Source organism: Candidatus Schekmanbacteria bacterium, from assembly GCA_016219965.1.
In the GTDB taxonomy this organism is placed as follows: domain Bacteria; phylum Schekmanbacteria; class GWA2-38-11; order GWA2-38-11; family J061; genus JACRJM01.
In genome coordinates, this window is sequence record JACRJM010000010.1 from 40,501 (window position 1) to 54,689 (window position 14,189).

Here is a 14,189-nt window from a genome sequence, read left to right on the forward strand (position 1 = left end):
GAAAATATTTGTAGGGTCTGCTCCCCGAGCAGACTTTCCATATATGATGATTATGGCTATTGCACTCGCTGATAGCAGCTTCAGCTATTTCTGTTTCTCAAACCATCCTATCAGATTCACAAGAGAGCATACTGCCAGGTCATAAATCCCTTTGCCGAAAGCTTCATTTGCGCCGGCAGGGTCTCCCATGACACCTGATGGAAAATATTTCTGCGCATCAGATATTATTAAAGGATCAGGAAATTGCGGGTCAGATTTACCAGGAATCTTGTTTTTCTTAACAAGCCCGCCTTCAAGGTAAAGCATGCAGGCGGTCTCGATGAACCCGGCATGTTTGTCTCCGCGCGGCACTTTTGAAAGCACAGTATTACTTTTGTCTGCAAGGACAAGGTCTGCAATTGACGCGACAACTACTTTCATTTTTGAGTTTCTTGCAAATTCTTTTGCCGCCACACGCATGGCTGCCATATGGTCTGAGCCTGCATGACCGGATATAAGCATTGTCTTTTTAACATTGTTCCGTTCAAGCTCTGAAAGAATCTCTCCGGCAAAGCTCTTAAGGAGGTCAAATGAGATTGTAAGTGTGCCCGGAAAATTTCTCGTTGAACTGCAAAGCCCATAGGCAATCGATGGAGCCACAAGGAATTTTTTTTCGCTCAACGCACCTTCGATTATCTGCTCTATCTGAATCGTATCTGTGCCGAGAGGGAGATGCGCCCCATGCTCTTCGGTAGCGCCAAATGGGACAAGAACCATTCTTCCCTTCCTGACCTCGGACTCGAAATCTTTCATCGTTATACGGTCTATGTACATTTCACGCCCCTGATATAATTTTATTATCTTTTAATATCAGCTAACTATAAATTTCAAGAAATTAGTTTTGAAACCGGCTTGGCAGATTCCGCGGCAGGCACCTGCTGTTCAGTGCCAGAGCGGGACTGACAAGCCGGTTGTTTATATTTTCCGGTTTTTTATATTTCAATGATAGCTTTGTTTTGATAATTGACTTTGAAGGATTAAGATATAAAGTCATTCCTGACTTATCCAAAAAGCATGAAAGGAATTCTTATGACTAAAATAACATCCAAATCTCCTGAAGACTCCTATACTCAGATGGTCGAAGTGGTGCTCCCCAATGATACCAATCTTCTCGGCAATGTACTCGGAGGAAGGGTGATGCACTGGATAGATATTGCAGGTGCCATCACTGCACGAAGGCACAGCGGGAGAAGCGTTGTCACTGCCTCGATGGATGTGCTCACCTTCGAGCATCCTATAAAGCTCGGCGCAATTGCAATTCTGGAGGCAGCAGTAATTTACGTAGGCCGCACTTCAATGGATGTTGAGGTAAAAGTTTTCTCAGAAGACCATATAAAGGGGGAGCGCAAAAAAACCAGCAATGCCTATCTCACATTCGTGGCGCTTGATGAGAAAGGCAAACCTGTCTCTGTTCCCAAGCTTTCACTTAAAACAGAGGAGCAGAAGAAAAAGTTCCGCGAAGCAGAGGAACGCCGCAACATCAGAAAAAAACTCAGAAACCATACTTAGCAAATATCCAGAATAAATGTGAAGTACGTTTACATGACAAACTGGTTATTCTGATCGATTACACTTTTTTTTGAATTTGCCTGATACTCACCCCACAAATTCCTTTATTACCTTTGCGAGTTCTTCAGGTTTTTCATCCGGCACCATGTGGCCTGCATTCTTTATAACAATGACTGGAAGGGAGTTTTTAATCTCACTGCGGAGACGCTCGGCATCTGAAAGAGGCATTCCGGGATCGAATTCTCCCCAGACAATAAGCGTTGGCGCAGTGATATGCTCGCTTATTCCGGTATATTGCTGCGGCTCTACATCAGTCATCATCTTTGACATCACCTCAACTGCATCAGGGGTTTTTCCTGCTATAAGATATTCATCTACAAGCTCATCCGTCACAAGCTCCTTGTTATAAAACATCCCCATGTGGAGCTTTTTTACAAATGACTTGTTATAAAACTGCATGGCTGAAAGTTTGTTCAATGGGTAGAAAAGATATTTTAAGAACGATGGAGCTCCTCCGCTGTAAAAACCTGCATCATTGAGAACTACCTTTTCAATTCTCTCCGGCGCCTCGACTGCTGCGTAGCCCACTACAACACCTCCCATTGAATGTCCCACAAGGGTTGCAGAATATATGTTCAGGGCATCCATGAAATCTATAACGAAACTACCCTGTGATTTAAGGTCATAGTTGCCGGAAGGGGACTTGTCTGAAAGACCAAACCCGGGAAGGTCAAAGGCATATACTGTGTATTTATCGGAAAGCAAGGGTATGACATGCCGCCATGAATATATAGAGCATCCAAAACCATGGACAAGTATTATGGTTTTTTCACCTTCTCCCTGCTTTACATAACGTATTTCTTTCCCCTTGATATTTACGAACTTGTCTCCCTGTTTCGCAAGGCTCTTTGCAGGGACAGAATCCTGAGGTAAAGATGCAACTATTACAAGACCAATATAGAGAACTATGAGAATTCCAATAACCCATGAAATTATTCTTTTGCCTCTTGTCATAAACCCCTTTCACAATTATTTAAAAAGCAGGCCGTATTTTAAAACACCGAAGAAGTGCATAACCCATGGGACATAAAAGCTGTCAGATTTTTTATAAGAGACTGAAAAAAGTATTCCAAGAAAAGTGAAAAGGAAAACAAATCCTACCTTTGTAATTACGGAAAGCTGCCAGACAGGATATTCAGTAAGATAAATTATCCCATGAAAAAGCGATGAGAGAATCATCGAGGTATATTGCCATTTAAAATAAGGCTGGAGGAATCTGTACAGATAGGTCCTGAAAAAAAACTCCATCGCAAAGGTATGAAAGAGCGCGAGCACAAGCATAACCGGAATTCTGGGATCAAATCCTCCGCGGTTTCCAAATCCCATGAAAAACCCGACTGCAACAGCAATAACAAACCACCGGGGGTTGAACTGCCAGCCCGCCATGCGAAAAATGTTTATTCCTGAAAAAGCAGGAAGAACTATTGCAAGGGCAATAAGAAGGCTGTGCTTTCCATAGAGCCAGACTGATGATGGGTCATGGTCGCTTTCTGCCTTGCCAAGCCCAAGAGAAATATTCAGATAAAAGCAAATGGAAAAAAGTATTATGCAGGCCGTAAGAGCAATCAGGATTTCTTTTTTCATAAAACTCCTTCTCTATTGTTCAGAGTTTCTGAAGTTTGCCACAGTATTCCTTGTATTGTTTATAGTTCTGGCATTATCTGCTGATTGTTTGCTTTTGCTTCCTTTCCCGATTGCATAGCCTTTGTATTTAACTTTCGGCGTTGAAAAATACGTTATTGTGGGGCGGTCATAGCTCATTATTGTACCGAAGATTCCTTTCCCCTTTGAATTCTTTTTGTCATATCCATATGAATAGCTAAATGCACCTTTGTTTATTATATTTCCTTTCTTGTCTTTTTTAAGGTGACTCCTATCATGGGCACACCCCATATTATGTCCAAGCTCATGGGCTAAAGTAGTTTTATGGCAATACCTGCCTGAAGAGCCTTGAGGGATGTCAGAGATGTCCTTAACTTCAACAACAGAAAATGCGTACTCTTCAAAAAGAGGCGATACAGGACTCATCTGATAACCGAGACCGCAGTAATCAGTATCTTTATAAACTCTTAACAGAGTGACTAAATCTGCATTGTACTCGTCCCTTAATGCCGCAATATTGGTATCTGTCAGGATAAATGGAAGAGCATTGTCTATATTAATATCTTCATCTGCACCAGAATCAGAATATAGCTCTGAATGAGCAATGCTTATGCTCGTATTGATTCCGCTGTTATGATAAGCTTCGTTAGCAAGATCGACAAAGTGCTGAATCTTTCCATCAGTCTCATCCCCATATTTATCGCTAAATTCCTGCGTATAAAGTATAAGAACGTCTATGACCGAGCCGTCATCCTGCACCCGGCCAGACGAATGCCTATTGTTTTTTTTCTTTCCTTTGAGGAGAGGTGAAACTGCACCATCATCAATTGGAGCAAGCCTTGTCTCATCATTTTTAACTATCAGGTAATCGTTTTTATCGTGAGAGCTTTTGTCTGCGGAAATAGAGTAGGAGTCCCCATCTATATCTATGTGCCCGTACATGACTCCATCGGCAACAGTCATTACAACAGTGCTCAGGTCTTTCTCCTCAACAGTACCGAACCATGAATAACTGTGCTCTCCCCTGATCTCACTCCGGTTTTTTGCAATAACTATTTTTCTGTAAGGCTTTTCGCTGCCGGCTGTAATCTTTTCCGGCAAGAGGGCTTCAACCCTTTCATCACCTGACTGCGGGCTTATCAATGATAAATCCACAGATACCCTTAGCCTTTCATCATTACCATCAGAAGTTTGAAGTTTCCTCTCTGAACCTGTGACATCATCATTTACCGGACAAAACAATAGAGGAAGGTCTTCAGCAAAAACCATGAACGAACGACCCGGGAAACAGAATGAAGAAAACAGGAGCAGAATAAGGATAATTTTTTTGGAAACTTTTTGTATCATCTCTTAAATGAGCTCATCATCTTTGCGGCTCAATTATGACCTTAATTGAATCTTTGGCTTCATATACAAGCTTAAAGCCAAGACCTGCCTCGCTAAGGGGGAGCCTGTGGGTGATCATATCCGAGACATCTACCCTCTTTGAACGTATAAGTTCTATTGCAGGAATCGTGTCAGCGGGAGGAGATGCATAGGCTGTAGTTATAGTCACGTTGTCACGCCACATATTCCAGAGGTCTATTGGGAATTTTTTTCCGGGCTCCGGAAGTGCAAAGAGAAGGATCGTGCCTCCGCGGTCAATGCATTGAAGCGCCTGCTCAATTGCCGAATCTGCCCCTGCACATAATATGACCCTGTCTGCAAGCCTTCCGCCGTTCAGGCTTTTTATCTTTCCCGAAACATCATCACTTGCACGTATAACCTCGTCAGCGCCAAACCTTTTAGCAGCAGAAAGTCTGTATTCACTTATATCAGTGGCAAATATTTTCGCGGCTCCCACTGCACGGGCAAGCTTGATATGAAGAAGACCAGATATTCCGCTTCCTATGACAAGGACAGTCTGGGCAGGCCTCACATCTGCAACTTTTTGGCCGCGCATAACACATCCCAATGGTTCGGAAAATGTCCCGTCTTCATAGGACACCTCGTCAGGAAGCAGAAAAACACCGCGGTCAACATTTATCTTTGGAACGCGCACATACTCTGCAAAACCGCCGGGGTCGAAGTTGGTGCTCCGCAGAGTGTCGCAAACGGAATACTCGCCGTTAAGACAGTAATAACAGGTGTTGCATGGGACATGGTGGGCAACGGTGACCCTGTCACCTTTTTTGAACTTCTCCACCCCTTCGCCCGTCTCGACGATATCGCCTGTAATCTCGTGCCCAAGAACAAGAGGGGCTTTCTTTATGCGGTACCATTCCATCACATCGCTTCCGCAGACACCGCTTGCGATTATCTTTACCAGTATCTCTCCTGCGCCAATCTTCGGCACAGGCATCTCTTCAAGTCTTACGTCCCGGTTGTTATAGTATTTGGCTACGCGCATATTTTACTTGCTGTTCTTCAGTTCGTTAAAAAGTTCATCCGCCTCTTTTGCCGTCGCCTTTTCATGTATGATGGCGCGAAGAGCTCTTATCATTGGAATAGGATTAGGGTTCTGCCATATATTGCGCCCGAGGTTAATGCCGATGGCGCCCTTCAGCATCCCGTCATGGACAAACTCAAAAACCTGGCGGTCTGTATCAACTTTAGGTCCTCCTGCCATGACAACAGGGACAGGACAACCGTTTACAACTTTATCAAAATCCTCACACCAATATGTCTTTACAACCTTTGCGCCAAGCTCTGCAGCAATCCTGCATGCCAGGCCAAGATAGCGGTAATCTCTTTTTTCAAGCTCTTTTCCCACAGCCGTGACTGCCATTACAGGAAGACCATACTCCTCAGCTTCATTTACAAGATTTGCAAGGTTAAGAAGAGTCTGCCGTTCGTAAGAGCTTCCGACAAACACAGAAACACCAAGAGCGGAAACATTAAGACGCAAAGCCTCCTTCATGGAAGTAGTGACTGCCTCGTTTGCAAGGTCTGCTCCGACCATGCTCGTCCCCCCAGACACCCTCAGTATTATGGGTATGCTCTTGTCTGCCGGGATGCATGCACGAAGCACCCCTCTTGTGCAAAAAAGGGCATCGCTGTATCTAAGCAGAGGTTTCACGGTCTCCCATGGTTTTTCGAGTTTCGAAGTCGGCCCCTGAAAATAGCCGTGGTCAATAGGCATGAACATGCAATGTCCGTCGGGCTTGATAAGCTGAGCTAAGCGGTTTTTCATTCCCCAATCCATCTTATGGAACCTCCCAAATAAAATCGTGAGTTTTTATTTTAAAGAATTTATTGCCAACTAATCAATGAAATGCAATATGACAACTTCACTGTTATTGCAAATAAAATTTTTTTGAAATGCACTAATTCTAAATAAGGGGAATAGAGACATGGGAAGAGGTGAAATGACGATTTACGGAGGCGCCATAATTCTAGCCCTGCTCGCATATACTTATGCGGTCTGGGGTGAGCAGATAACAGGAAAGCTGAAAGGTATTTTCATTGTCTCCTTTCTTACCGGATTCACCCTTGATGTATTGGGAACATCAGGGATGTTCTTAAACAGCAGAAATGCACCTGCGATACATGGTGTGCTTGGCATTGCAGCGCTTCTTGGAATGGGGATTCATGCTGGCTGGGCTCTGCTCGTCTGGAAAAAAGGGGATGAGAAATCAGCCCACCGTTTTCACAGATACAGCAGATATGTTTATATCCTCTGGCTTTGCGCTTTCTTTTCCGGCCCTCTGCTCATGAAGTTTTCTTAATAAGCAGAAAAAGCGTGTTTCTGTCAACACGGCCGATCGGCTTTATCCCAATACCGACAGGTAATTTTCTGTAAACATCTTCCAGTTTATCATCATTCACAATATAGGTTATATTCTTGTCAGATAAGAGATGATGCTTCACCTCTTCCCATTTCATATCTTCAGGGAATGTCCTGTTAAGGTAAAAGGCAATGCTCCTTTCATGCTCTGAAAGATCAAAAGCCCTGAAATGTTCCATGTCAGAGACGTTTTTCCTTATTATATTTGCAATGCCCCGATAGTTCTGGTTCTTCTCCCCTCTTTCAAGCTCAAAATTAGAAAAGGCATAAAACATAATAACCGTAGAGACAACTACTGCGACAAAAAGCTTCTGTAATTCATTCCGCAATGAAAACACTATCACTCCCGCTGCCGCAATGACGGCAGGAATGACTGCAATTATAAAACTGGCATTTGCAGTTCCAGCAGCCCATACCCAACCGGCCATCGCAAGGACCATGCATAAAAGCACGACTACCGTTAACAGTCTGCCAAATATTCCCGCTCCCCTTGAAGCTGTTTTTTTGAGAAATTCTTTTTCAAGCAGCAGGGCTGTTAAAATGGCATAAGCAGGAATTACCGGAAGGAGATATACGCTTCTCTTGCTCGCCGAGAAGCTCAAAAGTGCAAGCGGAGCAAAGGCAAAAATTCTTACAAAAAGAATCTCTCTTCTTTTTTCTAACAGCGAAGTTTTCCGGTTCAGGAAAATATCGAATATCAATAAAGGAAGTAATATTGACCAGGGAAAGAGGACTTCAAATATCTTAGAGAAATAAAAAAAGAAACCCTGCCTGTGCCCCAATGAAGCCTCGGCAAACCTCCCCCAGTGATTGTCTATAAAAAATACCTTGAAATATTTTGTTCCCCCTGCCTGCCAGAGAAGATAAAACCATGGAGAAGTTATGATAAGAAATATAATGACTCCGAGCCAGATTTTAATATCAATGATTCCGCTTTTGAGGTTTTTTTCAAAGAGAAAAAAAAGGAAAATCACTACACCCGGTATCACGACACCTATAAATCCCTTGCTCAGGAAAGCGAATCCCGCCATAGCGTACATCAACGAGATATTGAGTGTTTTCTGTCTGCCGTATATGTAGCCGGCAGCAAAATAATAAACCGTTCCAATGACAAAAAAAGCAAGGGATATATCAATCATGCAGTTATGAGACATCTTCTGAAATTCATGGGTAGTGCAGCTGATAAGCGCGGCCGCAAGCCCTGTCTTTCTGCCAAACATCATTGCGGAAAGTGCATACACAAAAAGAATCGTACCCAAACCAAAGAAGGCTGACGGCAATCTTGAAAGAAAGGCATCTGCCCTGCCGGCAGCATTATAGAGAGCAACTACAGTCCAATAATAAAGAGGGGGCTTTTCAAGAAATGCCTCGCCGTTTAGCTTGGGAACTGCAAAATCACCACTCACCCACATTTCTCTTGCTATCTCAGCCTCCCGCGGCTCATCAGGCAAAAGAAGCTCATATCCGCTAAGCCCTGAAAAAAGCGACGGGATTACAACAAGAAGGAGGATGAACAGATATGTATACTTCCGGTTATGAGAAAAATCAGAATCCATGCCGCAGACTTTCAGCAAGACTTAAAGTGTTTTTAAAATGCTCATCCATTTAATGTTATTTTGTAATGTTATTTTTTAAATTGACCTTTGTTAAAGCCATGACTATGATTTAAATAATTGCTTCATTAAATAACTTTTTAAAGAAAAAGCAAACAGATTGAAAGCTGATATTGTAAACATCCTAAGGATAAATCTTTCAGACGGCAAAGTGTCGGGCTCATCGCGTGACTCTTCTTTCAGGAAACAATTCATAGGCGGAAGAGGAATAAACTCAAAGCTTCTCTTTGATGAGACAGGCCCTGACGTAAAACCTCTCTCAGAAGAAAACAAACTCATATTCGGGACAGGCGCCCTTTCCGGAACCAAGTCGCCTGCTTCCGCGCGCTTTACCGTAAGCGCAAAATCGCCTCTCACAGGAATCTTAGGCGATGCCAATGCCGGCGGCAACTTCGGCCCTGAGCTTAGAAAATCAGGATGTGATCATCTAATAATCGAAGGAAAATCAGACCATCCGGTTTACATATTCATAAATAACGGAAAAGTTGAAATAAGGGATGCTTCAAAACTCTGGGGGAAGAACACCCGCGAAACAGAAACGCTTATAAGAAAAGAGCTTGGAGATGACAGGGTAAGAATTGCCTGCATCGGACAGGCAGGAGAAAACCTCGTAAGGTTCGGTTCGGTGATGCATGAGGAAAGGGCAGCCGCAAGAACAGGGATGGGAGCGGTAATGGGCTCAAAGAAATTAAAAGCCGTAGCTGTCCGCGGGACAAATGAAGTGGAGATAGCTGACGCAAAAAAATTTAATCTTCTTAAACGCGATCTCCACAAAAAAGCTTCAGAGACAAAGCTTGCCAAGACCATAGGCAAATACGGCGGAACAATGGGAACACCTATAACCGACAGGATTGGTATAATCGCCCTCAAGAATTTCAACCAAACTTCAGGCTTCGAAAATGTCCAGAATTTCGATCCGGAAAAGATAGTAGAAAAATTCTATACCGGCAATAAATCCTGCTATGCATGCCCCATTCACTGCGGACACAAGTTTGAAATAAAAGAGGGACCATACAAAGGGGAGTGGGGAAACAAAATCGAAGAGGGAGTGGTGACTCCCTTCGGACCAACTTGCTATAACTCGGACATCGCTTCCATATTCAAAATCAACAACATGGTCAATCAGTACGGCATGGATTCCCTTGAAGCAGGCGGGCTCATCGCTGTCGCCATCGACTTGTTCCAGAATGGCGTAATCACTGAAAAAGACACTGACGGGCTCATTCTTGACTGGGGGAAACCGGAAATTCTGATGAAGCTAATAGACAAGATTGCTTTCAGGCAGGATATAGGTGACATACTTGCTGAGGGCGCTCTCCCTGCGGCAAAAAAAATCGGACATGGCGCGGAAAAATATATCAGCCACAGCAAGGGAATGACTTTTGGAGGCATAGACCTGCGTATAATGAAAGGTCTTGCCCTTTGTCTTGCCACAGCAACAAGGGGGTGCGACCACCTAAGAGGCGGAGTGCCTACTGAAACAGTAGGAGGATTGGGAAGATACACACCGGAAATGGCGCTAAAGATGTTCGGGACAACGGAAGTCCTTGACCATAAATCCTATGTCAAGGCGGTCGTGGCAATACGTATGCAGCATATAGCCGCCATTACCGATTCACTTGAGATCTGCCGCTTTGCAAGCGAATCAAACGGCGGAGGACTGACTATTGATGACCAGACAGAGCTTTTCAATGTAATCACAGGATTCAATCTCTCTCTTGATGAGATACTTGAGGCAGGGGAACGGATATTCAACATTGAAAGGCTTTACATAAATAGAGAAGGGATAAGGCGCACTGACGACAGACTAATAGGAAAATGGGTGGATGGCCCTGTGCCCTCAGGCCCGTTTAAAGGAGAGATAATCGACGAGCAAAAATGGGAAGGGATGCTCGATGATTATTATACGAGAAGAAACTGGGATGTAAAAACAGGTATCCCTACCCGAAGTAAACTAGAATCTCTTGGTCTTACCTCAGAAGCAGAGTGGTTAAACCGGATAGGCAAATAAAAGCGCAGGGGACAAAAAGCCTTACCGGATTTCTCATCCCCGCAGGCATATTAATCTTATCATTAATTTTAAGACTGACCGGTATTTCCTACGGACTTCCCCAAAGGCTTCATCCAGATGAATGGAGCCAGATACAGCCTGCCCTCTCAATGTTCAGCGGAGATTATAATCCGCATATATTTTACTATCCATCATTTACGGTCTATTTTTATTTTCTCTCGTTCAAGCTCGCATCATTCATAATGCCGGCAGTTTTTAAGTTCAGCGCATCAGATTCCTCTTTCTGGATGCTTGGCAGAATTATCTCCGCTATCTTTGGAAGTGCAAATGTCATTGCGCTTTATTTGCTGGCGCAAAAAATTTACGACCGTAAAACAGCCATTGTGTCGGCTTTGATTCTCGCGATTTACCCGCTCCATGTCCAGTCATCGCATTATGCAATCGTTGATATACCGCTTATGCTCTGGATAACTGCGGCTCTTTTTTTTATGTGCAAGGCATTTGACGAAGAAAATAGCCGCGCTCTTCTCCTTGCAGGCATATTCTGCGGACTTGCCTCATCAACAAAATACACGGCTCTTCCGCTCATGCTAATACTTATAGTTTCATACTTTGTTCTCGAGGCAGGCAAAGAGAAAAAAGAATTTACAGAGAGAAATGCAGTCAGGACACTTTCAGTATTATGCATCATTGCAGGTGTTTTCCTTCTCCTCTTCTCTTTGCCGCTGGTCAAACCGTATCTTCAAGGGTTTTTTGAAAGCGTCCTCAGCAGTGACAGAAAAATCGAAGAAGGAGATCTGGGATTTTTTATTTTCGGGAAGTTAAGGTCAGGTGTAATGGTTTCAGGGCTTATACTCCTTTCCGTCCCCCTGCTGCTCATGTTTCTGCCATCTCTCCGTAAATATCTAAGCGTCAATCCTTTCAGCAGTGAACTGATCTATCCGCTGCTGCTATCTATAGTTATATTTTTCATAGTGTCGCCTTATATACTTTTTGATTTTACAGCTTTCCTGCAGGACATCAAATTTTCTACAAAGGTAACGACTCTCGGCTATTATGAAAATAAAATCTGGTCTGAAGGCAGAGGAAGTTCTCCATTAGCAGCTTTTTTAAGGATGCTGGGGAGCAGCGGAAAGCTTCTTTCTTTTATGTCATTAGCAGGAATCTTTTTATCTTTGAAAAAACGAGCACTCCCGATTTTTCTGTGGGCAGGTATTTATCTCCTGATGATAAGCTCATGGACACTCACCATGCCGCGCTTCATCCTCCCTCTTGTTCCTTGCTTTATATTGTTCGCTGCTTGTGCAATCACAAGGGGAGGAGAATTTGTCTCAAGTGTATCAGGGAAGAGGATAAAGGAGTGGGTAACTGTTTCTGCACTCATTATAATTTTATGTTTCAAGCCTGTCCAGATGACAATTGGAATTGAAAAGCAGTTTCTCGAAAAATCAACATTAACCGAGGCATTTCTATGGGCAGAAAAGAATATTCCGGAAAAGAGCAGGCTAATAGTCATCGGCGATGCACCGGATATGAGTTTGTCAGATAAGAAGTTTAATATTGCCATTACAACAAATTCTGAAGCTGATTATCTCATAGCAGGTTTCTATAAACTCAACAAAGAGGATATTCTCAAACAAGCTAATCTTCCAATTAACCTGCTGCCAATAAAATCATTTTCGGCAAAGGAAGATGAGGTCTCCGGACCTGAGATTTACATCTATCAGCTTGGGTCGAAAGTTACATCAAGCAGGTAATAAGACTATATACAGAAAAGTCCGCATTTTCATATTATCTTCCTTAACAAATATTAATATATATCGCGGTAAGTCGAATCATCAAATAACCTGTCAAGAAGGTTCCCTTTTGTTTTTGATCTATCTCTTGCTGTTTCATACAACCTTCTAAAATTTCCGCTTGCCCCCGAATTAATTTGTGACTTTCTCCACATCGATTCCAATTGCACTTCAAAAAGTTTATTTGCTTTTTCCATAGTCGCAAACACATAAGGCTCATTGCCTGCACCCCGTCTTAAAAGCTCTGTCTTTAAAATCAGATATTCATCCTTAGATTGTTTATACTTAGGAGTATCTATATCAACACCTCTCGGATAACTTCCTCCTCTTGCAGCGCCTCCATAAGGATTTTCTATTTTAACGACAACATACCCCCCTGAATCCAATGCATTAACTACAACCGCATTATCAATGCGGTTAAGAAAATAATCTCTATATTGATCATTAGTCATTTTCTGCAGCTCTTCAGGTGCAAGAAGCTTCTGCGCAGCACAGCTTAACAAACTGATGCATACCAGAGTAAGCACAAGACTCCAACATCTACTAACCATGCATTACCTCCTTATTAAATTTAGAATATGCTGCTATCGTTTCAGGCAAGATAATTTTAATAAAAATTATGCCAAAAGAGTTGTAATGGAGCAAGTAATTTAATTAAAATTTATTTTGCCGTTATTTCAGCATTCTAGGCGATTATCAGTTTATTGTTCTATCGCAAATATGTACAATTAAGTGTGATGCCTCGGAATTTTCTGAGGTTTTTGTCGTAATTTATCCCTTGCTTGATTTGAGCAACATCATATAAATTAAGCTTAAATTATATTAATTGATCATTATGAAATATTAACAAGGAGACACTTATGAGAAGAAAGATATTAAAACTAACTTCAGTTGTTGCCATTATTTTTATTTTTACTTCATGTACAACAACTTCTAAATGGACATATCCTCCCGATCCAACACATCTAATCAAACTTTATGATACTCCAAAACTACCACTTAAAATTGCTGTATTGCCTTTTAAAGACAACAGAAGAAATCATAATACAATGGCTACTCTTTACTTGGGGTATATTCCATTGTTCCCATTCGGTTATGTAGAATATGATAGACCTGACACACAGAGAGCGTTTGTTACTATTGGGTCTACTGGAGGACCTGCTTATATATTCAATCCTCCTGAAGATGTTGCTAAAGCAGTAACAAGAAGCTTAAATGAGTCAGGAATTTTCAAAGAAGCTTATTTCTCTTACGGAGGAGATGAAACAGCAGATTTAATATTGTCAGGGGAGGTTGATTCAACCTTATACAACGGGAAAATCTTTACATATGGACTTTCATTTGTTGGCCCTTGCCTTTGGTCATTAGGCTTGCCATCAGGATCTTCTAATAATGAATTAGAAGTAAAACTCTCACTATTAACACGTGATAATAAAAAAATATGGGAATACAATGTAGAGGATAAAGCTTCTGTTCTTCACGGTCGTTACTATAATTGGGGTTTTGATAATGATGGATATGCTGAAATTTTGTTGATTGGAATGAATAAAGCAATTCAGGATTTAAATGAAAAAATTATAAGCAATAAATTATTACTAAAATAGGAACATCAGAATCATATATATAAAAATTTAAGGAGTTATAAAACCAAAGGCAGTTGCTTTTGCAATATTGAGTTTCTATATCCCCCTTGAAAATTTCAGGTGAGGAGGGCAGTCCTGAAGGTTAAAAATTTTTTCCTGTTTGAGCACAGGACGTGCGAGTTGAAAAAATTTACTGAAGGACAACCGAGC

Annotated in this window: 13 protein-coding genes; 5 read left to right on the forward strand and 8 right to left on the reverse strand. The window is 42.2% G+C overall.

The features are described from left to right. Nucleotides 1-84: 84 nt before the first annotated feature. A complete protein-coding gene (locus HZA77_11750; GenBank protein MBI5376102.1) occupies nt 85-813 on the reverse strand; it encodes a creatininase family protein in 729 nt (242 codons plus the stop codon). 255 nt (nt 814-1,068) lie between these two features. Between HZA77_11750 and HZA77_11755 the strand changes: the two genes are divergently transcribed. After that, nucleotides 1,069-1,548 carry an acyl-CoA thioesterase gene (locus HZA77_11755; protein MBI5376103.1) on the forward strand — a complete coding sequence of 160 codons (480 nt, stop codon included), beginning with the start codon at nt 1,069-1,071 and terminating at the stop codon, nt 1,546-1,548. A gap of 87 nt (nt 1,549-1,635) precedes the next feature. Here the strand turns inward: HZA77_11755 and HZA77_11760 are convergent, their stop codons facing one another. Genes HZA77_11760 through lsrF form a run of 5 tightly spaced genes read right to left on the reverse strand, consistent with a single transcriptional unit; the run spans nt 1,636 to nt 6,394 of the window. Then, complete coding sequence (locus tag HZA77_11760; GenBank protein MBI5376104.1) at nt 1,636-2,562, reverse strand: alpha/beta hydrolase; 927 nt, start codon at nt 2,560-2,562, stop codon at nt 1,636-1,638. A 15-nt stretch (nt 2,563-2,577) separates the two neighbouring features. Next, nucleotides 2,578-3,192, reverse strand: coding sequence for a CPBP family intramembrane metalloprotease (locus HZA77_11765; protein ID MBI5376105.1), 615 nt, complete (start codon nt 3,190-3,192; stop codon nt 2,578-2,580). Between the two features lie 12 nt (nt 3,193-3,204). After that, complete coding sequence (locus HZA77_11770) at nt 3,205-4,557, reverse strand: hypothetical protein (protein ID MBI5376106.1); 1,353 nt, start codon at nt 4,555-4,557, stop codon at nt 3,205-3,207. 16 nt (nt 4,558-4,573) lie between these two features. Next, nucleotides 4,574-5,599, reverse strand: coding sequence for an alcohol dehydrogenase catalytic domain-containing protein (locus tag HZA77_11775; protein MBI5376107.1), 1,026 nt, complete (start codon nt 5,597-5,599; stop codon nt 4,574-4,576). 3 nt (nt 5,600-5,602) lie between these two features. After that, nucleotides 5,603-6,394 (reverse strand): 3-hydroxy-5-phosphonooxypentane-2,4-dione thiolase, encoded by a 792-nt coding sequence (lsrF, locus tag HZA77_11780; protein MBI5376108.1) that lies wholly within the window; start codon nt 6,392-6,394, stop codon nt 5,603-5,605. 148 nt (nt 6,395-6,542) lie between these two features. Between lsrF and HZA77_11785 the strand changes: the two genes are divergently transcribed. After that, nucleotides 6,543-6,917, forward strand: a complete 375-nt coding sequence (locus tag HZA77_11785; protein MBI5376109.1) for a TIGR03987 family protein — start codon at nt 6,543-6,545, stop codon at nt 6,915-6,917. Here HZA77_11785 and HZA77_11790 read toward each other — a convergent pair. Next, the gene (locus HZA77_11790; protein ID MBI5376110.1) at nt 6,901-8,532 is read right to left on the reverse strand and encodes a glycosyltransferase family 39 protein; all 1,632 of its coding nucleotides are present in this window, start codon (nt 8,530-8,532) and stop codon (nt 6,901-6,903) included. The genes HZA77_11785 and HZA77_11790 overlap by 17 nt on opposite strands. Before the next feature lie 157 nt (nt 8,533-8,689). On the opposite strand from HZA77_11790, the gene HZA77_11795 reads away from it, so the two are divergent. Together HZA77_11795 and HZA77_11800 are read left to right on the forward strand one after the other, a co-directional pair. After that, a complete protein-coding gene (locus tag HZA77_11795; protein ID MBI5376111.1) occupies nt 8,690-10,600 on the forward strand; it encodes an aldehyde ferredoxin oxidoreductase family protein in 1,911 nt (636 codons plus the stop codon). After that, nucleotides 10,576-12,357 carry a glycosyltransferase family 39 protein gene (locus HZA77_11800; GenBank protein ID MBI5376112.1) on the forward strand — a complete coding sequence of 594 codons (1,782 nt, stop codon included), beginning with the start codon at nt 10,576-10,578 and terminating at the stop codon, nt 12,355-12,357. The genes HZA77_11795 and HZA77_11800 overlap by 25 nt, the downstream gene beginning before the upstream one ends. Nucleotides 12,358-12,410: 53 nt before the next feature. Here the strand turns inward: HZA77_11800 and HZA77_11805 are convergent, their stop codons facing one another. Continuing rightward, nucleotides 12,411-12,947, reverse strand: coding sequence for a hypothetical protein (locus tag HZA77_11805; protein MBI5376113.1), 537 nt, complete (start codon nt 12,945-12,947; stop codon nt 12,411-12,413). A 309-nt stretch (nt 12,948-13,256) separates the two neighbouring features. Here HZA77_11805 and HZA77_11810 point away from each other — a divergent pair, with 309 nt between their 5' ends. Next, nucleotides 13,257-14,000, forward strand: coding sequence for a hypothetical protein (locus HZA77_11810; protein MBI5376114.1), 744 nt, complete (start codon nt 13,257-13,259; stop codon nt 13,998-14,000). Nucleotides 14,001-14,189 lie beyond the last annotated feature (189 nt).